Annotated in this window: 20 protein-coding genes; 11 read left to right on the plus strand and 9 right to left on the minus strand. The window is 69.7% G+C overall.

Annotated elements, in window-relative coordinates:
• Positions 1-69 precede the first annotated feature (69 nt).
• Both ACGFJ2_RS55945 and ACGFJ2_RS55950 read left to right on the plus strand, forming a co-directional pair.
• Positions 70-2,889, plus strand: a complete 2,820-nt coding sequence (locus ACGFJ2_RS55945) for a glycoside hydrolase family 2 TIM barrel-domain containing protein (protein WP_393483080.1) — start codon at positions 70-72, stop codon at positions 2,887-2,889.
• Between the two features lie 214 nt (positions 2,890-3,103).
• On the plus strand, positions 3,104-3,913 hold the full coding sequence (locus ACGFJ2_RS55950; RefSeq protein ID WP_357957164.1) for a methyltransferase domain-containing protein: 810 nt from the start codon (positions 3,104-3,106) through the stop codon (positions 3,911-3,913).
• Positions 3,914-4,195: 282 nt separating this feature from the next.
• Here the strand turns inward: ACGFJ2_RS55950 and manD are convergent, their stop codons facing one another.
• The 4 genes from manD to ACGFJ2_RS55970 are packed head-to-tail and all read right to left on the minus strand — an operon-like array spanning position 4,196 to position 8,506.
• A complete protein-coding gene (gene manD / locus ACGFJ2_RS55955; RefSeq protein ID WP_357957162.1) occupies positions 4,196-5,383 on the minus strand; it encodes a D-mannonate dehydratase ManD in 1,188 nt (395 codons plus the stop codon).
• Between the two features lie 24 nt (positions 5,384-5,407).
• Positions 5,408-6,220: a carbohydrate ABC transporter permease gene (locus tag ACGFJ2_RS55960; RefSeq protein ID WP_357957160.1), complete on the minus strand. Its 813-nt coding sequence runs from the start codon at positions 6,218-6,220 to the stop codon at positions 5,408-5,410.
• Entirely contained in the window at positions 6,217-7,161 is a 945-nt protein-coding gene (locus ACGFJ2_RS55965; RefSeq protein ID WP_393483085.1) for a carbohydrate ABC transporter permease, read from the minus strand. Before ACGFJ2_RS55965 ends, ACGFJ2_RS55960 begins: the two co-directional genes overlap by 4 nt.
• A 7-nt stretch (positions 7,162-7,168) precedes the next feature.
• On the minus strand, positions 7,169-8,506 hold the full coding sequence (locus ACGFJ2_RS55970; RefSeq protein ID WP_357957156.1) for an extracellular solute-binding protein: 1,338 nt from the start codon (positions 8,504-8,506) through the stop codon (positions 7,169-7,171).
• 298 nt (positions 8,507-8,804) lie between these two features.
• Between ACGFJ2_RS55970 and ACGFJ2_RS55975 the strand changes: the two genes are divergently transcribed.
• Complete coding sequence (locus ACGFJ2_RS55975; protein WP_357957154.1) at positions 8,805-9,542, plus strand: GntR family transcriptional regulator; 738 nt, start codon at positions 8,805-8,807, stop codon at positions 9,540-9,542.
• Positions 9,543-9,652: 110 nt separating this feature from the next.
• On the opposite strand, the gene ACGFJ2_RS55980 is transcribed toward ACGFJ2_RS55975, so the two are convergent.
• The 5 genes from ACGFJ2_RS55980 to ACGFJ2_RS56000 form a co-directional block, all read right to left on the minus strand.
• Positions 9,653-10,648: a BadF/BadG/BcrA/BcrD ATPase family protein gene (locus ACGFJ2_RS55980; protein WP_357957152.1), complete on the minus strand. Its 996-nt coding sequence runs from the start codon at positions 10,646-10,648 to the stop codon at positions 9,653-9,655.
• A 2-nt stretch (positions 10,649-10,650) separates the two neighbouring features.
• Positions 10,651-11,952, minus strand: a complete 1,302-nt coding sequence (locus tag ACGFJ2_RS55985) for a hypothetical protein (protein ID WP_358182343.1) — start codon at positions 11,950-11,952, stop codon at positions 10,651-10,653.
• 40 nt (positions 11,953-11,992) lie between these two features.
• On the minus strand, positions 11,993-12,814 hold the full coding sequence (locus ACGFJ2_RS55990) for a 6-phosphogluconolactonase (RefSeq protein ID WP_393483091.1): 822 nt from the start codon (positions 12,812-12,814) through the stop codon (positions 11,993-11,995).
• Positions 12,815-12,923: 109 nt separating this feature from the next.
• Positions 12,924-13,604 carry an HAD family hydrolase gene (locus tag ACGFJ2_RS55995; RefSeq protein ID WP_357957146.1) on the minus strand — a complete coding sequence of 227 codons (681 nt, stop codon included), beginning with the start codon at positions 13,602-13,604 and terminating at the stop codon, positions 12,924-12,926.
• Positions 13,601-14,449 (minus strand): MurR/RpiR family transcriptional regulator, encoded by an 849-nt coding sequence (locus ACGFJ2_RS56000; protein ID WP_357957144.1) that lies wholly within the window; start codon positions 14,447-14,449, stop codon positions 13,601-13,603. The genes ACGFJ2_RS55995 and ACGFJ2_RS56000 overlap by 4 nt, the downstream gene beginning before the upstream one ends.
• A 169-nt stretch (positions 14,450-14,618) precedes the next feature.
• Between ACGFJ2_RS56000 and ACGFJ2_RS56005 the strand changes: the two genes are divergently transcribed.
• From ACGFJ2_RS56005 to ACGFJ2_RS56040, 8 genes are all read left to right on the plus strand, one after another.
• A complete protein-coding gene (locus ACGFJ2_RS56005) occupies positions 14,619-15,947 on the plus strand; it encodes an alkaline phosphatase family protein (RefSeq protein ID WP_357957142.1) in 1,329 nt (442 codons plus the stop codon).
• Between the two features lie 80 nt (positions 15,948-16,027).
• The gene (locus tag ACGFJ2_RS56010; protein WP_393483096.1) at positions 16,028-17,089 is read left to right on the plus strand and encodes a pyridoxal phosphate-dependent aminotransferase; all 1,062 of its coding nucleotides are present in this window, start codon (positions 16,028-16,030) and stop codon (positions 17,087-17,089) included.
• Positions 17,086-18,048: a carbohydrate ABC transporter permease gene (locus ACGFJ2_RS56015; RefSeq protein ID WP_393483099.1), complete on the plus strand. Its 963-nt coding sequence runs from the start codon at positions 17,086-17,088 to the stop codon at positions 18,046-18,048. Before ACGFJ2_RS56010 ends, ACGFJ2_RS56015 begins: the two co-directional genes overlap by 4 nt.
• A complete protein-coding gene (locus ACGFJ2_RS56020; protein WP_364009211.1) occupies positions 18,045-18,860 on the plus strand; it encodes a carbohydrate ABC transporter permease in 816 nt (271 codons plus the stop codon). Before ACGFJ2_RS56015 ends, ACGFJ2_RS56020 begins: the two co-directional genes overlap by 4 nt.
• Positions 18,861-18,886: 26 nt before the next feature.
• Positions 18,887-20,176: an ABC transporter substrate-binding protein gene (locus ACGFJ2_RS56025; protein ID WP_393483102.1), complete on the plus strand. Its 1,290-nt coding sequence runs from the start codon at positions 18,887-18,889 to the stop codon at positions 20,174-20,176.
• Positions 20,173-21,306, plus strand: coding sequence for an ABC transporter ATP-binding protein (locus ACGFJ2_RS56030; RefSeq protein WP_393483105.1), 1,134 nt, complete (start codon positions 20,173-20,175; stop codon positions 21,304-21,306). Before ACGFJ2_RS56025 ends, ACGFJ2_RS56030 begins: the two co-directional genes overlap by 4 nt.
• Positions 21,303-22,418, plus strand: coding sequence for an FAD-dependent oxidoreductase (locus ACGFJ2_RS56035; protein ID WP_358182355.1), 1,116 nt, complete (start codon positions 21,303-21,305; stop codon positions 22,416-22,418). Before ACGFJ2_RS56030 ends, ACGFJ2_RS56035 begins: the two co-directional genes overlap by 4 nt.
• A 429-nt stretch (positions 22,419-22,847) precedes the next feature.
• Positions 22,848-23,189 (plus strand): Tn3 family transposase (locus ACGFJ2_RS56040; protein ID WP_393483110.1); only part of this gene is annotated, 342 nt, incomplete at its 3' end.

A 23,189-nucleotide genomic window follows, 5' to 3' on the forward strand; every position in this document is an offset into this window, starting at 1 on the left:
AGAAACTCACCAATACTCACCAATACTCATCAATGACGAAACCGCCCAGAACCTTTAGGCTCGGCGGCGATGGATCTCGAAAACTTCGCACCCGGTTCGGGCCGCCTCGAACCCAGGGCCGCACTACGTTCTGACGCCCCTTCCCTCGACCTGAACGGCGACTGGCGCTTCCGCCTCTCTCCGTCCGCTGTCCTGCCGGACGACTTCGCCGACCCCGGCTACGACGACTCCGCCTGGGACACCCTGCCGGTGCCGTCGCACTGGCAGCTGCACGGGCACGGCTCGCCCGCGTACACCAACGACCTGTACCCCTTCCCCGTCGACCCGCCGCACGTGCCGAACGAGAACCCGACCGGTGACCACCGCCGCGTGTTCGACCTGCCCGAGGGCTGGACCGGCGGGCGGCTGCGGTTCGAGGGCGTGGAGTCCTTCGCCCGGGTCTGGCTGAACGGCCACGAGCTGGGCCACTCGACCGGCAGCCGCCTGCCCGTCGAGTTCGACGCCGGACCGTGGCTGGTGCCGGGCCGCAACGTGCTCGCCGTCCGCGTCCACCAGTGGTCGGCCGCCAGCTACCTGGAAGACCAGGACATGTGGTGGCTGCCCGGCATCTTCCGGGACGTGTCACTGACCCGCTCGGCCGCTGACGTCTTCGTCCACGCCGCCTATGCCGACGGGCGCGGCACGCTGAGCTTCGACGGCCCCGGACGGCTGGCCATCGCCGAGCTCGGCGTGGCCGACCTGGCGCCCGGCACGGAGATCACCGTCGACGCCGAGCCGTGGACCGCCGAGACGCCCCGTCTGTACGAGGCCGTGGTCACGCTGCCCGAGGAGACCGTACGGGTGCGTGTCGGGTTCCGCACGATCTCCATCGAGGACGGGGTGCTCCTGGCCAACGGCCGTCCGCTGCTGCTCAAGGGCGTGAACCGGCACGAGTTCCACCCGGAGCACGGCCGCGCCGTACCGTACGAGACCATGCGCGCCGACGTGCTGCTGATGAAGCGCCACAACGTCAACGCCGTCAGGACCAGCCACTACCCGCCGCACCCCGGCTTCCTCGACCTCTGCGACGAGCTGGGCCTCTGGGTGATCGACGAGTGCGACCTGGAGACGCACGGCTTCGGCCACGTCGGCTGGCGCGGCAACCCCACGGACGACCCGCGCTGGGCCGAGGCGTGCGTGGACCGGATGCGCCGCACGGTCGAACGGGACAAGAACCACCCGAGCGTGATCATGTGGTCCCTCGGCAACGAGGCCGGTGTCGGTCAGAACCTGACCCTCATGGCCGACTGGACCCGGCGGCGCGACCCATCGCGGCCGATCCACTACGAGGGCGACCGCTCGTGCGCCGACACCGACGTGTACTCGCGGATGTACGCCTCGCACGCCGAGGTGGAGGCCATCGGGCAGGGGGTGGAGGACCCGCTGGCCGACCCCGAGCTCGACGCGCGGCGGCGGGCGATGCCGTTCGTGCAGTGCGAGTACGCCCACGCGATGGGCAACGGGCCCGGCGGCCTGGCCGACTACCAGGAGCTGTTCGAGCGCTATCCACGGCTGGCCGGTGGGTTCATCTGGGAGTGGATCGATCACGGTCTGGCACACCCGGAGTTCGAGTACGCCTATGGCGGTGACTACGACGAGCCGGTGCACGACGGGAACTTCGTGATCGACGGGCTGGTCTTCCCCGACCGGACGCCCTCGCCGGGACTGCTGGACCTGAAGAAGGTGTTCGAGCCGGTCCGATTCGCCTTCGACGACCAGGCCCAGGTCGTGCGGGTGGCCAACCACCACGGCTATCGCGACCTGTCGCACCTGGGGTTCGTCGCGGTGGTCGAGGAAGAGGGGGTGGCGGTCGCCGAGTTCCCGCTCGACGTGCCCGCGACGGGTGGCGAGGTCAAGCTGCCCGACCTGCCCGGTGGGGAGGGGGAGCGCTGGCTGACGGTACGGGCGGTGCTCGCCACCGACCAGCCGTGGGCCGCCGCCGGTCACGAGGTGGCGTGGGGCCAGACCCGCCTGTCCACCGAAGCCGGACTGTCATCTGGCGCCCGGGACGGCCTGACCTCCGGAGCCCGGGCGGCGTCTGATGGCCGGGGCGTCGGTTCAGGGGCGGACCTGGAGTTCGACCCCGTCACCGGGCGGCTCACCCGCCTGTTCGGGATCGAGGTCGAGGGGCCACGGCTGGAGCTCTGGCGGGCGCCGATCGACAACGACACCTACGGCGGGCTGGCGGATCGCTGGCGGCAGCTCGGCCTGCATCGGCTCACCCACCGAGTGGACGCCGTGGAGACCGGCGACGGGCTGACCGTACGCGCCAGGGTCGCACCGGCGGCCACCGACCTGGGCCTGCACGTGGTCTACCGGTGGACCGCCACGGACGGCGGGCTGGAACTGACCGTGGACGTCGAGCCGGACGGGGAGTGGAGCCTGCCCCTTCCGAGGCTCGGCGTCGTCATGGCGCTGCCCGCGGCGTTCGGCGACGTCACCTGGTTCGGCAGGGGTCCGGGGGAGGCGTACCCCGACACCGGCATGGCCACCAGGGTCGGCCGATGGTCCGCCACCGTCGAGGACCTGCAGACGCCGTACGTCTACCCGCAGGAGAACGGGCACCGAGCGGATGTCCGCTGGGCCGAACTGACCGGCCAGTCCGGGGGCATCCGGGTGACGGGCGCTCCGGTGTTCGGCCTCACCGCCCGCCGCTGGACCACGGCGGAGCTGGAGGCGGCCCGCCACCGGCCGGACCTGACGCCGGGCGACCGGGTGCACGTCAACCTGGACTTCGCTCAGCACGGTGTCGGCACAGCGTCGTGCGGTCCGGCCACGCTGCCGCAGTACGAACTCCACGCCCGGCCTGCCACCTTCCGTCTCCGCTTCACCCCGACGGAAGGCGCCTGACGCCCTGCTGTTCTGACGGCCCGGGGCCTCACGGCCTCGGGCCTGACGGCCTGAGGTCTCACGGCCTCGAGCCTGACGGCCCTGGGCCTGATGGGCCTGGAGTCTTACGGCCTAGGGTCTGACGGCCTGATGCCCAGTGCCCAGTGCCCGCTGTGATTGCCTTTCCCACCGCAACTCCACCCTCTCCTCCCCCCTCTGTCGCAAAGGAGTCGTCATGGATGCCAAGCAGTACATGGCCGGTGTGTTCGACCGCGCGTCCGGCACCTACGAACAGGTCGGCGTGCCGTTCTTCGGCCCGGTGGCCGCCGAGCTGGTACGGCAGGCCGCGCCGGAGCCGGGCGACCGGGTGCTGGACGTCGGATGCGGGACCGGCGCCTCGCTCGTCCCAGCGGCAGGGGCGGTGGGGCCGACGGGCCGGGTGGTCGGGCTGGACCTCGCGCCGGGGATGGTCGCCGCCACCACGGCCGAGATCGAGCGGCACGGCCTGACGCACGCGACGGTCCTCCAGGGTGACGCGGAACGGGCCGAGGAGTTGCTGCCCGGCGAGCGGTTCGACGTCGTGCTGGCCGGGATGATGCTGTACTTCCTGCCCGACCCGCTGGCCGCCGTACGCTCCATGACCGGCCTCCTCCGGCCCGGCGGACGGCTGGCCGCCAGCCTGCTGGCCCAGGCGAGCCCGGCCGAGGCCGACCTGCTCGGCCTCGTGGCGCGGGCCCTGGCCCCGTACACCGCCGACGCGGGCACCGCCCCCTTCCACCGCACCCTCAACACGGCCGAGGAGCTGACCGAGCTGCTCGTGGCGGGCGGACTGGAGGGGGTTCGCTGCGAGGACGTGGTGTTCGAGGTGGTCGTCGAGGCCGGACAGGTATGGGACTGGCTGTGGTCGGCCGCCCGCCGCGCCTCCCTGGAGACCATCCCCGAATACCTGCACCCGGAGGCCAGGGCGGCCCTGGAAGACGCCCTGGCGTACGAGACGTTCGTGCTCCCCCGCACGGTGCGATTCGCCACCGGGACCCGCGCCTGACGGGGACCCGGCCGTGAGAGCCGGGGCGGGTACGACGACCGGTGTCCGCCTCAGACCGTCCTCGCGAGGGTCACCAGGCGGTCGCCGGTCCTCACCGTGTCCTCATCGTGGGCGACGCAGCCCGCGCAGGAAATTCCACAGGGGGAACGGGGTGCCGGTCATCCGGCGGCCTCATCCGCACGGGACGGCTGCGCGTCGGCGGGACCGGTGGTACGCGCGTGGACGTGCTCGCCGCTGAGTTCGTACCCGCTCCCCAGGCGAGCTGGGCTTCTCGAAGAGGCATTACCAGTCGTGGACGGTGCCGTCCTGGAGCCGGTTGACCGGCAGGTAGGACGGCTCGTACGGGTGCGCGGCCGCCAGTTCCTCATCGAGGTCGACGCCGAGCCCCGGCGCTTGTCCCGGATGCAGGTGGCCGTCGGTGAAGGTGTAGGCGTGGGGGAAGACGGAGTGGGTCAGGTCGGTGTGTCCGGCGTACTCCTGGATGCCGAAGTTGTGGATCGCCAGGCCGAGGTGGATGGCGGCGGCCATGCCGACGGGGGAGATGTCCTCGGGTCCGTGGACGGCGCTCTTGATCTGGTACTGGGCGGCGAAGTCGAACAGTTTCTTCAGCGGGGACACCCCGCCGAAGTGGGTGACGGCGGAGCGCACGTAGTCGATGAGCTGCTCGGTCACCAGTGTCTGGTAGTCGAAGACGGTGTTGAAGACCTCGCCGATGGCCAGGGGTGTGGTGGTGTGCCGGCGGACGAGGCGCAGCCCTTCCTGGTTCTCGGCGGGGGTGCAGTCCTCCAGCCAGAACAGGTCGTACGGCTCAAGATCTTTCCCCAGCCGGGCCGCCTGATTCGGGGTGAGGCGGTGGTGGGCATCGTGGAGCAGCGGCAGGTCGGGGCCGAACTCCTGGCGTACCGCGTCGAACACCTTGGGGATGGTGCGCAGGTAGGCGGCGGTGTCCCAGTCCTCCACGACGGGGCGGCGCCCGGTGGCGGAGGTGACGCCGTACACCCGCTTGAGGCCCGGGACGCCCGCCTGCACCCGGATCGCCGGATAGCCGTCGGCGAGCCGGGCGCGGACGGAGTCGAGCAGTTCCGGAATGTCGCGCCCGCCGGCGTGGCCGTAGGTGCCGACCCGCTCCCGGCTCGCGCCGCCCAGCAGCTGGTAGAGCGGCAGGCCCGCGACCTTCGCCTTGATGTCCCACAGCGCCGTGTCGACGGCGGCGATGGCGGCCATCGTCACCGGCCCGCGCCGCCAGTACGCGCCCCGGTAGAGGGACTGCCAGGTGTCCTCGATGCGGTGGGGGTCGGTCCCCAGGAGCAGGGGGACGACGTGGTCACGCAGGTAGGCGGCCGCGGCGAGCTCACGTCCGTTGAGAGTCGCGTCGCCGAGGCCGGTGACGCCCTCGTCGGTCTCCACCTTCAGAGTGACGAAGTTGCGGCCCGGGCTGGTCAGGACCACAGTGGCGTCGACGATCTTCATGAGCGACCTTTCTGAGAACGGGGATCAGCCCTTGAGGGCGCCGGAGAGCATGCCGCGGATGAACTGCCGCTGGAAGAACAGGTAGAGGCCGACGATGGGCAGCGACATGAGCACCGCCGCGGCGGCCAGCAGGTTGACCTGCACGAGGTAGCGGCCCGAGAACGTGCCGAGCCCCAGCGTCAGCGGCTGGTGGCCGGAGTCGGCCACGAGGATCAGGGACAGGAAGTAGTCGTTCCAGGTCCACATGAAGCTGAGCACGACGAACGTCAGGATGGCCGGCCGGGAGATCGGCAGGTAGATCCGCCACAGGCGCGTCCAGGAGCCGGCTCCGTCGAGTTCGGCGGACTCGGCGATGCCGGCCGGCACCGTACGGAACGCCGCGCGCATCCAGAATGCGCCGAAGCTCACGCCCATGCCGACGTGCGCGAGGATGATGCCCTGGTAGCCGTCGGTGAGGCCGAAGGACAGGAAGTCGTAGTACAGCGGCACGATGATCGACTCCATCGGGATCATGATGCCGAGGAGCATGAGCGGGAAGATGGCCTTCTCCCCGACCACGCCGAGCACGCCGAACGCGTACCCGCTCATCACCGCCAGCACGGTGGAGACGAGCACGACGATCCCGGTGATGATCACACTGGAGCGCAGGTAGTGCGCGAAGCCGGCCTGCTGCCACGCGGCGGCGAAGTTGGACCACTGCGGATGGGCGAGGTCGAGCGTGCCGCTGGTGCTGGGGCTGAGGGCCACGCCGAGGATGTACACGATCGGGAACAGCACGCTGGCGGCCAGGAGCGTCAGGAACGCGTAGTTGAAGAGCTTTTCCCGGGTGGAGATCATCGGGTTCCGTCCTCGGTGAGCCGTACCACGACGAGCGCGATGAGAAGGGAGACCAGCGCCAGGACGACACCGATGGCGGAGGCCGCCCCGACGTCGGGATTGGCGAAGGCGCGCTGGTACATGACGATGGTGGGGGTGATGGTCGAGGTGCCGGGGCCGCCGCGGGTGGTGAGCCACACGATGTCGAACACCCGGATCGCGCCCAGCACCGTGAGGGTCACGGCGATCGCGAGCTGCCCGCGCAGCCCGGGGAGGGTCACCGTTCGGAACTCGCGCAGGGGGCCCGCGCCGTCCACCCGCGCCGCGTCGTACAGCTCTGACGGGATGGACTGCATGCCGGCGATGAACAGCACCATGCACAGGCCGAAGGCCGCCCACGTGCCGGCGAGGCCGATCGCGGGCAGCGCCCAGTCGTAGTCGCCCAGCCAGCCGTGGGCCAGGGAGTCGAGGCCGAAGGCGCGCAGCACCGAGTTGATCGGCCCGTCGGGTGCGTAGACGCGCTTCCACATGACCGCGGTGACCGCCGGGGTGAGGACCTGTGGCAGGAAGATGATCCAGCGGTAGACCGCCGCGCCCCTGACGTCCTTGCGGGCGGTGAGCGCGGCGCTGGTCAGGCCGAGCGTGATGGGCAGGACCGAGAAGAACACGATGAAGAACAGGGTGTGCTCGATCGCCTGCCGCAGCGCCGGGTCCTGGAGGAAGCCGAGGTAGTTGGCCAGGCCCGCCCACGTCGCCGCGGTGATGCCGTTCCAGTGGTAGAACGACAGCCACACGCCCTGGACCGCGGGAACGAGCACGACGATCCCGTACACGAGCAGGGCGGGCGCCAGGTAGGCCAGCCCCAGCCACCGGCGCCTGCGGCGGTGGCTGGAGGGTGCCTGCGCATGCTGTGTGGTCCGCGCGGACGCGCTGCGCGCCGGGAGTTGCTTCACGGTCACCATGGCGCGGCTACTTCCCCAGCGTCCGCTGGAACTTGTCGTAGTCGGCCTGCGCCGATCGGACGACCGCCTCCGGCTGGACCTTGCCGGCGAGCAGGTCCTGCATCTGCGTCTGGATCGTGGTGAGCAGGGTCGGCGTGGCCCAGTCGAGGTACGGGACGGAGGCATCGTCGGCCGAGAGCTGGGCCGCCGCGGCGACGTCGTCGGCGAACAGCGGGTCGTCACCGGCCGGTTCGACGGTGGCGAGCAGCGGCATCGTGGTGTGCTCCACGGCGATCCGCGCGGCCTCGGGGCTGGCCGCGAAGTTCAGGAACGCCGCGGCGGCGTCCGGGTGCGCGGTCTTGGCGGATACGGAGAGGTTGCTGGCCGACGACGCGGTCGCGACCGCGTGGCCGCCGTCCGCGCGGGGCATCAGGAACGATCCGAAGTCCTTGCTCTGGCCCTTCTTCAGCGGCAGAGAGCCGGAGTAGTCGAACCGGAAGAGCGCCTTGCCGTCGACGAACGCCTGTGCCGCGTCCTGGCTCGGGACGGCGGCGAAGTCCTTGGTGAGATAGCCCTTGTCCGCCCACTGCTTCACTTTGGCGGCGGCCTCGGGGAAGCCCGTGTCGGCCATCTGGACGGCGTTCTGGGAGTAGATGAAGTCGGAGATCCGGTTCTGCTGCCCGAGGGCGTCCATCGTGGCGAACAGCGGGCCGGTGATGCCCACCTGCTCCAGATTGCCCAGGGAGATCGGCGTGAGTCCGGCTGACTTGGCCTTGGCCAGGGCGCTGTCGAAGTCGGCGAAGGTTTTCGGCACGGTCGCGCCGATCCGGCTGAGCAGCGAGCGGTTGTAGTACACCTCGACGACCGACGCCCGTGCCACCGGGGCGCCGAACACCGACCCGGTGCCCATCTGCTTGCCGTCGGTGGAGAACTGGTGCTGGCGCAGGATCGACGCCGGGAACTTCGTGCGCCAGCCGTACGCGTCGGCGTAGTCGTCGAGGTTGCGGACGAGCCCGCCCTGGACCAGGGTGCCGAGCGACTGCCAGCCGTTGTTGGCGGGCACGATGTCGGGTGGGTTCCCGGACCGCAGCCTCAGCGGCAGCGCCTTCATCACGTCGTCCCACGGCATGGAGGTCCGCTCGACCTTGATGTTGGGGTACCTCTTCTCGAATGCCGAGACGACGTCGTTGATCCAGGCGAGGTCGGTGCCGCCGGTGAAGTAGTCGAGCACCCGGAGGCTGGCCTTGCCCATCTTCGCCGGGTCGGTGATGACCGGTCCGGCCGTCGAGGTCTCGGTCACGGCCCCGCCGGAGGCGCCGGGCACGCAAGCCGTGAGCAGCCCCGCCGCCGCGAGTGATGTCGCCACGGCGGCGAGTCGCCTTGTTCTTCCGAGCGTGGTTCTTCCGAGCGTGACCACGGTGTCTCCTGTCTTCGGGGGGAGGAACGGGCTCCGCCGGACGGTGACGTCGGCAGCCGCCTCATCGGCGAGCCGACGGGCTCCCGGGTATCGACGAGCATAGGGTGACCAGACCAGTTAGTCCAGATGTCATCAAATGGTTTGCTTGGCTTTCCAGCGGTAAGGGGAGTGTCCGCCATTGCCGTCCGGCGATCCCGTGCGAGAATTCGGTATGTCTGGTCCGCTCCCGCGTGCTACCGTGACCGCCATGAGCACCGGTGTGGACACGGAGGCGGGCAGCGCCGTCATGGAGACCTACCGGAGGCTCGGTGACGCCCTCCGGCGGGGAGTGTTCGCGGCGGGCAGCCGGCTTCCCGGGGAGCGTGACCTGGCCGAAAGCCTCGGCGTCAGCCGTTCGACTCTACGTCATGCCCTGGCTCGCCTCGCTGACGAGGGCAAGCTGGAGCGCTCCGCGCAGCGCGGCTGGTTCGTCGCCCGCAACGTCGTCGGCGAGCCGCCGAGCACCCTGCAGAGCTTCTCGGAGATGGCCAGAGCCCGCGGCCTCACCGCGACCGCGGAGATCCTGCTGCGGAGTGAGCGACCGGCGAGCTTCGAGGAGGCCGAGCAGCTCGGCATCGCCCCGGCCGCGCGCGTCCTGGAGCTGCGCCGGCTGCGCAGTCTCGACGGGGTGCCCGTCTGTCTCGACTCGAGCGTGGTGGTGTTGTCCCAGGCGGCGGCACTGGCCGACGTCGACCTCACCGACCGCTCCCTGTACGAGACGCTTGAGCGCGAGTGCGGCATCCGCATCGCACGTAGTTCCTACACCGTGCGCGCGGACGCCGCCGACGCGGAGATCGCGCGGCTGCTCCAGGTCGATCGCGGCGCCCCGGTGCTGGTCGGCGAGGAGGTCACCTACGCCGACGACGGCACTCCCATTCTCGCCGGCCGCATGATCTACCGCAGCGACGCCTACCGCTTCCAGGCCGACCTGTTCCGCCCCATCTGACGGCGTCAGGCCGCGTACGCCGGCCGGCCCGTCGGACATGACGGCCGACAGGCGGTTCGCCCGGCTCGATGGGCGCGCTCATGGCGCTCCTCTCAGGAGGTGGAGTCCTGTCAGGTTTCGAGGAACGCCTTCGGCGGGAGCGTGCCCGCCAGTCGGTCCAGAACTGCTTCCCTCAGGGGCACGCCACCCTCGCCCAGAGCGTCCAGCGTCGCCCCGGCGACAGGGGGGAGCGCGCCGCGGTGCGGCACCGCGCCGGGGACGTGCGCGGGCAACTCCGCCAGCATCGCCCGGGTGACCGGGGAGGCGTCCGCCATGAGCACCGACCCGGACAGCACCACGCTCACCGGCCCGCCGGCGGCGATCAGGCCGGTACGCCGCGCGGCCACGCCGGCGTACATGGCGAGGTGACGGCCCTGCGCCTGGACGATCTCCACCGCGACCGGATCGCCGGCGACCGCCGCGGCGGTGACCGCCCGCGCGCACCCGGCCTTCTGCGGGTGGGTGGCGGCTCCCTCACGACGGGTGAACCAGTGGTTCAGCTCATCCACCGAGGGCCGGTCGTAGTGCGCCAGCAGCGCCGCCGTCAGCTCCGTTCGCGGGCCGAGACCGAGTTCGGCCAGGTTCACGGCGCGGAACGCCTCGATCGCCAGGCCGAGCGCGCCCATCGCGTGCTGGCCCCGCCAGCCCATGTCCCACAGGGTTCCGTCGGGGCCGCGCGCCGCGATAGCCGCGGCGGTGCCGGCCGCGACCGCGACGCCGACACCGGACGGCTCGCCGCACCGGATCGCGGCGTACCCGTCGTTGAGTATCGACCTGGAGGGGTACCTCTCGCCGAGGGCGTGCTCCCAGTAGGTCCGGTCCTCGGGCCAGTCGACCCCGGCCAGCCGGAAGGCCGCGCCGGCGACGTCGGCACGGCGCGCCCCCGCCTGGGCGAGGGCGGTGCCGATCGCCGCCAGCACCTCGCTCACCGCCGCCTCCGGACCGGCCGCGCCGTAGATGTCGCCGCAGCCCGACCGGCCCGCCCCGGCGATCATCCCGGTCGCGTCGCAGACCAGCGCGGCGGTCTTGCTGTTGCCGGCGTCGACGCCGAGGTAGAGCGTGCTCATGATCAGGGGATCAGCCGCTCGGGCAGCCAAGCGGCCTGGGCGGTGGCGAGCTCGCCGTACAGCGCCTCGGCGACCGTGAGCGAGGGGACCAGCGGGTTGGCCGTCAGGGCGCGTACCGCATCGGCGACCGTGCCGTCCCAGGCCGCCTTGGCCGTGAGGATCTGGTAATCGGCGAGCTGGCGGGTGATGCCGAGTACGGAGCGGGGCAGCGGCTTCTGCGGCTCGGGGTGGAAGCCCTTCGCGTCGACGGTGCCCCACAGTTCGACCACCGTGCGCTCGTCGAACCCGGGAAGCGCGCCGCCGGCGTTGGGGATGTTGAACGGCAGTCGCGCGCCGGTGTCGTTGTAGAACGCGCTGATCGCGTCGATCGCCAGCTCCAGCTCATGGATGCCGCCGCGCGAACGCGCCGGGTCGAGGTGCGGCGCGTCAGACTCGGCCTGCTCGCGGTAGTGCGCCCAGTAGCCGTCGAGCGAGGCCATGATGACCTCCGACCGGGTCAGCGGCGCCAGCTGCCGCTCGCGGAGGATCTCGTCCTTGAAGTAGTAGTAGTTGAAGTAATCCGACGGAATCGACTCCATGGCCACGGCGAGGTGCAGCGCGCGCATGCCGTTGACGTCGTCGGTCGGCCGGTCCCGTAGCGCCTCCCAGCGCTCGCGCAGGATCGGGAAAGCGTCCTGGCCGTCGTAGGTGGCCTCGTTCGACCAGCAGTTGTGGTTGACCCCGGTCATGTTGGCGGCCAGCTTGTCCGGGTCGAGCCCCGCCGCCTTGGCCACGACCGGCGGGAAGACGATCGGCCCCTCACAGAACGACACGATCGGAATGTCGGTGTTGTCGGCCACGGCCTGAGAGACGATGTTGACCGGGTTGGTGTAGTTGAAGATCCGCGCCCCCGGCGCGACCTCGGCGAGGTTCGCGCACAGTTCCTTGATGACGTGCACGGAGCGCAGCGCCATCATCATGCCACCGGGTCCTTGCGTCTCCTGGCCGATGACGCCGTACTTCAGCGGGATCCGCTCGTCGATCGCCCGCGCCGCGAATCCGCCCGGCCGGAAGCTGGACAACACCGCGTCGACGTCGCGAAGTCCCTCTCGCTGGTCGGTGGTCGCGGTCACCGTGATGTCGAGACCGGCGTTGCGGGCCATCTTCTCGGTGATCGTCTTGACGTTCTCCAGATGTGCGGGGTCGAGATCGATCAGCACGAACTCCGAGCCGTCGAACTCCGCGCCGTGATGCATGAACGACGCCATCGTCCCGGGAGCGCGCGACGAACCTCCGCCGAGATACGCGAGCTTGATGCGGGCCATAACTGTCTCCTCAAGGGTGTCAATAGAGGCTAGGTGCAGGTCAGGGACGGTCGAACGCGGGCTGCGCGGCCACCAGGCCGGTCGCCGCGTCGGCGAGCAGGCGGGGCCGGGCGCAGTCGCTCAGAACGGTGGCGGGCCAGCCGGGGTCGTAGCCCTCGGCCGCGGCGAGCCGGCGCGCCGCCTCGGCCTTGTCCGCGCCGTGCACCACCATCACGACGCGCTTCGACAGGTCCCGGATGGTCCCGACGCCCACGGTCACGCCGTACGCGGGGACCTCCTCCAGCCCGCCGAACGTCGGGAAGGTGACGAGGTTGTCGCGGCGGGTCCGCTCGGCCAGTTCCACCACGCGGGTGCGGGTGTTCGCGCCGGTGCCGACGGGGTTGAAGGCGATGTGGCCGTCGCTCGCGCCGGAGGCCAGGATGAACAGGTCGACGCCGCCGATGCCGGCGATCCGGCGGTCGTACTCGTCGGGGTCGGCGGGATCGGGCACCCAGAGCCTGTCGTGGGTGATGCCGCGCCCGGCGCCGGCCGCCGCGTTGAGCGGCTCGACGATCTCGGCGTGGCCGAAACGCACGCAGCTGTGCGGCAGGCCCGGGGCGATCCGGCGGAACAGGCCGGAGTCCTCGGCGCGGACGACGTACTCGTCCATCATGGCGATCACCACGTGGCCCAGGTCCAGCCTCCGGGCCGCGACCTCGTCCGCCAGCGCCGAGTAGGTGCTGTGCGCGCTGCGCCCGCCGGGACAGCCGAGAACGTACGGCCGGCCGCGGCGGGCGGCGTCTTCGAGCTCCGTCGCGATCTCCGCGGCGAGGGCGCGTCCCAGAGCCTCGGGATCGGGGAACACGGTTGGCGGCACGCGCACGGACTCAACTCCTCAGTGGACCAGTTATACCAGTCACCCTAGCTTGGTCTGCCTGGTTCTCGCAATGGCGAGGATGTCGGAAGCTGAGCGGTCCGGGCGCCGCGATCGGCTACTCGCCGCGGGCGCCGTCGATGAGGGGGAGCAGGCCGTTGACGGTGTCGAGGATGTGGGTGTGAGGGGCGAGTTCGAGCCGTTCGCGCCCGTGCGCGCCGGTGAGGACGCCTGCGACGATTCCAGCGCCGGCTCGTGTTCCCGCGTGGAGGTCGTTGCTGGTGTCGCCGGCCACGGCGATGCTCGTACAACTGCCGGCGTGGAGCCGGAGCGCCGCGGTCCAGATCAGGTCGGGGTGCGGGCGGCCGCGTCCGGCGTCCCGCGGCGAGAGCGCGAGGTCGATCAGGGGTCGCCACCCGAGGACGTCGAGCAGCTCGTCGCGCACTGCCGGGGAGAAGCCGGTGGTCAGCGCGGTACGGATGCCGCGGTCGCGGAGGTGCGCGAGCGTGTCGGCGGCGCCGGGGATGGGCCGCACCTGCCCGGCGCGGATGCGTTCGAGGAGGTCTTGTTCGAAGAGGTCGTGTGCTCGGTCGGCGAGGTGCGCGTCGCCGTCAAGGATGTGCCGGAACATGTCGATCTTGGAGCCGCCGCGCATGGCGTGGAAGCGTTCGGCGAGGTGGGGCGGGGTGTTTCCGTCGGTAATGGTGTGTACGGCGGTGCGCACGGCCTTTTCGACGATGCCGTTGTCCTGGGCTGTCGTGCCTGCCAGGTCGAGGACGGCGAGGGTGATGGGGGTCATTTGGTGACCTCTCGCTCGGCGATGATGGCGTCGTCTCTCAGAAGTGCTTCGTCCGCGCGTTCCGGGTCTTTCATGGCGAGCGCGACGCTGATGGCGTCGACGACGGCGAGGTGCGCCAGCCGGCTGGAGACGGCGTCCGGGCGGAGGGTGGGTTCGGGGGAGGCGACGACGATTTCGATGTCGGCGAGCTCCCCGATCGGTGTGCCGCGGTAGCTGGTGATGAGGATCCGCTTGGCGCCGGCGGCTTTCGCGTATCGGAAGGTCGCGTGCGTCTCGAACGAGCGCCCGGTATGCGAGATCCCGAGCGCGACGGCCGTGTCCGTCAGATGGGCGGCGGAGGTGGCTTGCATGTGCGGGTCGGTCGCGACGCTGGTCGGCACGCCGAGTCGCAGCAGCCGGTAGTAGAGGTCGAGAGCGATCGGGACGGAGCTGCCGACAGCGAAGCATTCCACGCGCGAGGCTTCGGCGATCGCGTCGACGGCGGCGGACACGGCGCTCTTGTCGATGGTGGCGAGGGTGTCGGTGAGCACGTCGATGCCGGAGCGCAGGACCTTGTCGGTGATGGTCGCGACGTCGTCGCTCGGGGATACCGGGGACAGGGGGTCGCTGGTCGTGACGAGCGCGCGGGTGGCCAATTCGATCCGCAGTCCGCGGAAACCGTCGTAGCCGATGGACTGGCAGAAGCGGACGACGGTCGCCTCACCGACGCCGACCCGTTCCGCGAACGCCTTGAGCGGGAGCCGGAGCAGCTCCTGGGGTGCTGCTTCGAGCGCGTCGGCGACGCGGCGCTCGGCGCTGGACAGTGACGGGTAGCTGCTCCTGCTGCGAGCGAGGACCTCTCTCATCGGATCTTGTGCGGGGCGTGGCTCGGGGGAGTGTGACGGCATCGCTGCGCTGTGTCCTTTCCAGAACTACCTGACCGCTTGCTTGGAGTTTACTTTCCGTTCAGAGCCCTACGTTAGAAAGTCTACTCGCAAGGGTTCGGTGCCATACGGATGGGAGGGGCTGCGGACGATGAACGTTGAAGGCCAGGCGCGTGAACGTTCCGCGAAGCGACCCAGGGTCGTGCTGTTCGTCGTTGACGGGCTGCGTGCGGATGACATCACCGGGCGGGTGATGCCCGCGCTGTCGGGTCTCGCCCAAGACGGTGTGCGGTGCACGGCCGCGCGTACCGTGCTGCCGTCCGTGACCCGTGCCGCGGCGGCTTCGCTGGTGACGGGCTGTCTACCGCGTCGAACCGGGGTGATCGGGAACCGGATCTGGACCCCTGAGGGTGTCCTGAACACCGGTGCGGTCCGAGAGGTCCTCACGATGCGGTCCGTGCGCGGGCGGGCGGTGGAGGTGCCCACGCTCGGGGAGATTCTCGCCGCGGTGGGCCTGCGGGTGATGGTCGTCGGCACCGGCAGTGCCGGGTGCGCGTATCTGCTCCACCCCGAAGTGGACTCGGCCGGGGGAGCGGTGGTGATGGCCTCCGCCGATCCGGTCGTCGGGCCTGTGTTGCCGGCGTCGCTCCGTCCCCTTCTCGAGCGCGATCATGGCGCTCCGCCGTCGGATGCGGATGTGATGCTCTCCTGGGCGGTGGACGCCGCGTCCGGGCCGTTGCTCGACCGGATCGATCCGGACGTGCTGGTGTTCTGGTGCGGCGAACCGGACGAGACCCGGCACGCCGCGGGACTGGGCGCGGCCGCCACGATGCTTGGTCATATCGACGCGGAGCTGGACCGGCTGCTCGCCTCTGTGCGCCTCAGGAACCGATCGGTCGACGCCATCGTGACCGCTGACCACGGCATGGTCGCTCTTCCACCAGGTGCGCTGCTCGGGCAGGAGCTGTTCGACCACCTGCCCGCGGCGCTGGCCGAACTGGTGACGATCTGTGTCAGCGGTGCGGCCTTCGCTCTCCACCTCGCAGCGGACGCGCGTCCATCGCTGCGTCGTGATCTCGTGCGGTGGTGTCGTGAGCAGGCGTGGGCCGATTGCGTGTACGCCGACGCGGAGTACGGGGTTCCCGGAGTGCGGCCGATGGCCGAGGCCGGGTGCGATCATCCGCTTCTCGGCCCCGCGGTCCTGGTCACCGTGGACCCGTACGCGCTACCGGTCGATCCGCACGGCACGGTCGCAGCCACCCACGGAACCCTCCTGCCTGACGATGTCGGCATCCCGCTCATCCTCCACGGCCCTCATATCGCGCGGGCGCTCACTGTCAGCCGGCCCGTCGGCTTGCCCGACGTTCTCCCGACCGTGCTGGAGATCCTCGGCGTCCCGCTCATGCATGAGGTGGACGGCACCCCCATCCTTGAGGCCCTCGCCGGCCTTCCGACTCTCGCTGAAAGGCCCTATCGATGACTGCTCACCAGGTGAGCGTTTCCCCTACAGGATCGTTGCGCGAGCTCGCCCGCACGTTGCAAGCGCAGGGACGCGACGTCGTGAACCTCACTGCGGGAGAGCTGTCCATGCCCACGCCGCGGCACATCGTCGACGCGGCGATCGCCGCAGCTCAGGACCCTTCTCGCCACGGGTACGGCAACGCGGCGGGCGACCCCGAGCTCCGCGACGCGATCAGCGGGTGGGCGGCGCGGAGCCTCGGCATCCGCGCTGATCGTGCCCAGGTCGCCGTGACCAACGGGGCGAAGCAGGCTCTCCACAACGCGCTTCGCAGCCTGGCGGGCCCTGGTGACGAGGTGATCGTTCCGGCGCCGTACTGGGTCACCTTCCCCGAGGCGATCCGTCTCGCCGGCGCCACGCCGGTGTTCGCGTACCCGCGCGAGGGGCATGTCCTTCCCGGTGCGGCGGACCTGGACGCCGTGCGCACTCCGGCGACGCGTGCGGTGATCATATGCTCGCCCCACAACCCCACTGGGGCCGTCCACGACGACACCGAACTCGAACAGATCGTGCGGTGGGCGGCCGGCCACCGCATCTGGGTGATCTCCGACGACACCTATCGCGACCTGCGCTTCGCCGATATCCGCCCCACCCCACGGGCCGCTCTGGACGCCGGGTGCGACGTGGTGTCGATCGGCAGCACCAGTAAGAGCCACGCGATGACCGGTTGGCGGACCGGTTGGCTCATCGCCCCGCCGGAGATCACCGCGACGGCGATCGCGATCCAGTCACACACCAGCTCGAACGTCAGCCGGGTCGCACAAGCCGCCGCTCTGGCCGCGCTCACCGGGCCCGATGTCGCGACCGAGACCCGCCGCGAACTGCGTTGCCTGCGCGACGAGCTGATGGGCGTCTTCTCTGCCGCGGGAATCTCCTTTCCGGCCCCCGAGGGAGCGTTCTACCTGTTCCCGCCCACATCCGCGCACGGGGGGCTCGATGACACGGAGCTGGCCGGCCGGCTACTCGAGGACTCGGGCGTCGCGGTCGTCCCCGGCGCCGCGTTCGGGGCGCCGGGACACGTACGCGTGAGCTATGCGGGGGCACCCGAGACCGTCTCGGACGGGGTGCGACGGCTTGCCGCCGCCCTCGGAGCCGGCCGATGACCATGACCCTTCCCGCCAGAACCGCCGACATCGAACAGGCACGTGCGCGGCTGCGACCCGTCGATTTCCCGGCTCCCCGGGTACGGCTGCCGAACCGGCTCGAACCGGCCGCGCTGCTGAGCCCGGCTACCGGCCTGCTGCTGCTGTTCGTCGCCCTGCCGGCTGTTCTGGCCTTCGCGATCGCGTTGTTCGACTGGAGCCCGCTCAGCGGGCAGATCACCTTCGTCGGCATCGACAACTACGCCCGCGTCCTCACCAGCCCCGCACTGCTCAACGCGCTCGGCAACACGCTGCTGTACACGCTGATGACCGTGCCGACCTCGGTCGCGGGGGGCCTGCTCGTCGCCGTCGGGATCAACGCGCTCACCCGTGGTCAGGCGATCTGGCGGGCCATCTATTTCCTCCCGACCGCGGCGGTGCTGGTGGCGATGGCCGCGGCGTGGCGGTGGATCTTCTACCCCGAGTCGGGCCTGTTCGACCACGTCTTCGGTGGGCTCATCGGACGCACCGGTTGGCTCAGTTCCAGCGACCTCGCCCTCGCCGGTCTGGCCATCGTCGGCAACTGGCAGAACATCGGCTACAACGCCGTCATCTTCCTCGCCGGCCTCACCGGCGTCCGCAAAGACCTCCAGGAAGCCGCCCTGCTCGACGGTGCTGGAGCTTGGCACCGGTTCTGGCACGTCTCCTGGCCGGCGATCGCCCCCGCGACGGTGTTCACCATCGTCATCTCCACAACGTCGGCCTTGCGGATGTTCGAGACAGCCCAGGTGATGACCCGCGGCGGCCCAGGCGAGAACACCACCACACTCGCGCACCTGCTCTGGCAACAGGGCATCCGCAACGTCGACTTCGGCTCGGCCGCCGTCACCACCGTCGTCCTGTTCCTGCTGTGCCTGCTGGTCACGGCCTGCCAGATGCGCGGATTCGGCACCCGCCTGGAGAAAGCGGGATCGCGATGAAAGCGCGCCCCCTCGCGCAGGCGGGCATCCATCTGGCCCTCGCGGTCGGCGCGGTCGCGATCCTCGCCCCGTTCGTGTGGATGGTGCTGACCGCCTTCACCCCACAGAATCAAGTCTTCCGCGACGGGTTTCTGCCGACCGAACTCACCCTCGCGAACTTCGCGGAGGTGTTCCGCGAAGTCCCGATGCTCCGCTACTACATCAACAGCTTCATCACCGCCACGATGATCTTCGGCCTCCAGGTGACGGTGTGCCTGCCGGCGGCGTACGCGCTGGCTCGGCTGCGGTTCCGGGGCCGGAGTCTGAGCTTGTGGATCGTGCTGACCTGCCTGATGATCCCCACACAGATCGTCGCCGTCCCGATCTACCTGCTGTTCAGCAGGCTAGGGATCCTTGACACGATGCCGAGTCTGGTGCTGCCGTTCGTCAGCTCCGCGTTCGGGATCTTCCTGCTCCGCCAGTTCATCCTCACCATCCCGCAGTCGGTGTTCGACGCCGCCCGCCTCGACGGGGCACGAAGCTGGGCGACCCTCACCCGAGTGGTGTTCCCTCTCGTCAAACCCGCACTGGTGTCCTTCGGCGTCTTCAGCTTCGTCTCGCACTGGAATGACTACTTCTGGCCCTCCGTGGTCCTGCGAAGCACCGACAACGCGACCGTTCCCTTCGGGATCGTGCGGTTCGTCAGCTTCGAATCCGGAACCAGTTACGGCGCGCAGATGGCTGTCTCGCTCCTGGCGATCGTGCCCCTGCTGATCGGCTTCCTCATCGCCCAGCGACAGTTCATCGCCGGCTTCAGCCTCACCTCCGACTGACTCCAACCAGCACAGAAAGAACACCCATGAGAACCTCCCTCCGCCGGATCGGCGTGACCGTGGCCGCCGCGGCGGCTTCCATCTCCCTCCTTGCCTCCTGCTCCGCGGACACCACCGCTTCGGCTCCCGACGCGGCAGGGGACAAGGTCACGCTCGTCTACGCCTTCGACGGCCTGTTCACCAAGCCGTTCGGCGAGATCGCCGGCAGCGTGAAAGAACGCACCGGCCTCACCGTCGATCTTCAACTGGCTGGAAACTCCTACGAAGACAGCCTCGCCCGCTTGCAGAACGACCGGACGGCGGGAACCCCGCCGGACATCACCATGATCGGGCTCAATCAGGTCCGCATGCTCGTCGAAGCCGGTGCCGCCGTCCCTCTCGGTCAGTTCACCAGCGGTGACAGGGAGTTCGACCTGCGGCAGTACAGCGACGAGATGCTCGACCTCACCACCGTCGGCGGCAAGCTCTACGGCATGCCGAACGCGGTCTCGATGCTGGTGATGTACTACAACGCCGATCTGTTCACCGCGGCCGGCCTCGACCCCGGCAAGCCGCCGCGGACATGGGACGAGGTCAAGACCGCCGCTCGCGCGATCGTCGACTCCCATACCGCCAAATACGGTCACTGGTCGGACTTCGAGAGCGTGTGGTCGTTCGAGAACTTCCTCCGCTCCAACGGCGGCTCCATGATGAACGACGCCGAGACGGCCGTCACCTTCAACAAGGACCCGGGCGTCAAGGTGCTCGAGTTCTGGCGGGGGATGGTCGAAGCGGGCCTCATGCCCGCGTACGGCACCGACGACGGGCGGGAGGCGTTCTTCCGGGGTGACGTCGCGATGGCGATCGATTCGAGCGCGCAGGTCGCGAACTACGAACGCACCTCCGGGTTCGACCTGCGCACCGCCGAACTGCCCATTCCGACCAGCGGGGACCGGCAGGCGCCCGGCGGCGGGAACGCTCTGGTGATCACCGCGACCGCCCCCGAACGTCAGAAGCTGGCGTGGAAGGCGCTCAAGGCCTTCGTCGGCCCGGCGGGATCCACGACCACCACGAAAGCGACCGGTTACCTGCCCGTCAACCACTACGCCGCCGAAAGCGACGAGTACCTCGCGAAATTCTTGAAGAGCAGCCCCACCCGCACCGCGGCGCTCAAGCAGAGCACGGACCTGGTCCGCTGGTTCAGCTGGCCCGGGAAGCGCGGTCCGGAGATCGCCAAGGAGCTCCAGAACGGCATCTACCGGGCGGTCACCGGTGAAAAGTCTCCCCAGGACGCGCTGAACGAGGCCGCCGACGCCGCGAAGGGACTCCTGTCATGACCACCCTCGGCGATTACCCGCCCGCGGCCGACGCCATGCGGGAGGAGCCGGCTGTGGCCGAGCCGGCCGGTGTCACCATCCGCCAGGTCAGCAAACGCTACGGATCCGGTACGCTCGCGCTCCACCGGATCGACCTCGACTGCCTGCCCGGGGAGATCACCGTCCTCGTCGGCCCCTCCGGTTGCGGAAAGACCACCCTGCTGCGTGGCATCGCCGGGCTCGAACAACCCACAGGCGGTTCCATCCACGTCGCCGGACGAGACGTCACCACGATGGAACCGCAACGTCGGGGCGTGGCGATGGTCTTTCAGAACTACGCGCTCTACCCGGACAAGACCGCCCATGACAACATCGCCTTCCCGCTGAAGATGGCACGCGTGCCGAAACAAGAACGCCGCGGCCGGGTCGAGGCGGTCGCGCGGCTGCTGCGCCTCGAGGCGCTCCTCGAGCGGAAACCGGCCGAGCTCTCCGGGGGACAGCGCCAACGAGTCGGCATCGGCCGGGCCCTGGTGCGCGGCCCGCGGGTCCTCCTCATGGACGAACCGCTGAGCAACCTGGACGCGCAACTACGCGTCGACATGCGAGCGGAGCTCCTCGCCCTGCAGCGGGATCTGGGCACCACCATGGTCTATGTCACCCACGATCAAGTCGAAGCACTCACCCTCGGCAGCAGAGTCGTCGTCATGAACGGCGGAAGGATCGCCCAGAACGGAACCCCCGACCAGGTCTACAACCGGCCCGAGAACGCGTTCGTCGCATCATTCCTCGGCGGAATGAACCTCATCGACGGACACGTCGAGGAAGGCCGGTTCCGCTCCGGTGACAACACCGTGGCCTTGCCACAGCGGCTGCGATCGTTCGAAGGGCAGCGCATCACGCTCGGCATCCGCCCCGAGTCGCTCACGCGTGGCGACGGAGGACCGGACGCCCTCACCGTGACAGGTCGCGTGGCGCTCAGCGAGATGCTCGGCCACGATCACATGGTCCACATCGGCGGGCTCTCCGCACCGCTGCGCGTACGAGAGCGATATGGCCCCCGCGCGGGTGAGAGCGCCACCGTCCACGCGCGACCAGACGACATCCACATCTTCCTGCCCGACGACGAAGGCAAGCGAGCAGACCTCTCATGACCGCACCCGCCCGTGTCACCGTCCTCGGCGCCGGCATCCTCGGAGCCGCCACCGCACACCATCTGGCTCGCCAGGGCGCGCACGTCACCCTCATCGACGCGGACACGCGCGATGCTCGGTCGACGACGGCGTCTTTCGCGTGTGTGAACGGCAGCGCGAAGAGCGACCCTGACCTCTGCGCCCTCAACGACCGCGCCGTCGAAGAGTACCGCCGCATCGCCCACACCCTCGGAGCAGCCGCCGTCCGATTCACCGGCCAGCACTTCGTCGCCACCGGCCCAGACTCCCTGCGCATCGCCGAGCGGCGAGTCAACGCCGCCTGCTCCCGCGGATACGGCGGAGAGATCCTCCCCGTCGGCGCGTTCCGCGAACGCGAACCCCACCTGCGCCTGGACACGCCACCACTCGCGGTCGCGTGGTTCCCCGCCGACGGATGGGCTGACCCGGAAGCCCTCCGCGCGCACTTCCTCACCGGCCTCACCATGCAGCACCGCAAAGCCATCGCGATCAGCCCAAGCGGATCAGGCCGCCTTCAGATCACCTTCGCTGACGGAGACCGAACCGACACCGACCGCGTCGTCGACGCCACGGGCGCCGGAGCCGCCGACATCGAACTCCCCGTATCGCGTCCGCCCCTTCACGTCACGTCCGGGTTCGTCGTGGCAACGGACACCGACAGAGATCTTGTGACCACCGTCGTCCGCACCCCGCAGCTCGGCATCCGCCCTGATGGGCCCCGTCGTGCCCTTCTGCACAGCCACGAGATTGATCGCCTCTTCGACCACGACCGGACCACGGCCGAACTCGCCGCCGAAACCCTCCTCGACCGAGCCCGACGCATGTTCCCGGACGCCGGTCACATCACACCACGACGAATCACCCGAGGCCCACGACCGACACCAGCCGACGGCAAGCCCGCCGTAGGCGAAAGCGCGATTCTCCCCGGCTACTACGAACTCTCCGCGCATAGCGGGATCACCCTCGCCCCGCTCCTGGGCCGACTGCTCGCCACGGAGATCCTCACCGAGTTCCGTGACCCCATCCTCTCCCCATTCCGGCCAGACTGGGGCCTGTCCGGAAATGTCACCCGAAGCGTGGATGGAGCAAGGTAGATCATCCCATGTTGGAGACCCGCGCCAGCCGATCTACCCGGCCTGGACCTCCTATGGCTTCGGTGAGCCGCCACCCTGACCAGTCCTGCAAACCAATCGGGCGATATGCGAAGAGTTAGCTATCAGTTTCAGTACGTAGCCCTGGACAAGCTGAACACCGGCCTGACCCAGGGCAGCGCCGGCGGAGTGCGGATCATCACCCGGGGCGGTAAACCGTGGGTCCAAGCTCGACAAGCTGCCCGAGCCGAAGAACCTCGGCAAACTGAAGGCCGAAGTCCAGCGCCGGTGGGGCACCATCGACCTGCTCGACGTCCTCAAGGACACCGCCTTCCTCATCGACGCCTTCACATCGGTGGCAACCCGGGAGGTGCTGGACAAGCAGACGCTGAACCGCCGACTGCTGCTCGTACGCTTCGCGCTCGCACGAACATGGGAATCCGGCAGATGGCCGCGACCGGCGACCACGGCCAGGACGAGGCCGCGCTGCGGCACGTGCGCGCGACCTACCTCACCCGTCAGAACCTGCGGGCGGCGATCGTCGCGGTGGTCAACGCCACCCTGGAGGCCCGCGAGCCGAGCTGGTGGGGCGAGGCGACCAGCACCGCCTCGGACTCCAAGCGGTTCGCCTCCTGGGACTCCAATCTGATGACCGAGTTCCACGCCCGGTACGGCGGTCACGGCGTCATGATCTACTGGCAGTGCGACCTGAAAGCCGCACAATTCGAGCAAATGTCAGAAAGGAGCTATCGACATTTTCGACCTGTGACCAAT

Source organism: Nonomuraea sp. NPDC049028, assembly GCF_043197735.1.
GTDB lineage: Bacteria > Actinomycetota > Actinomycetes > Streptosporangiales > Streptosporangiaceae > Nonomuraea.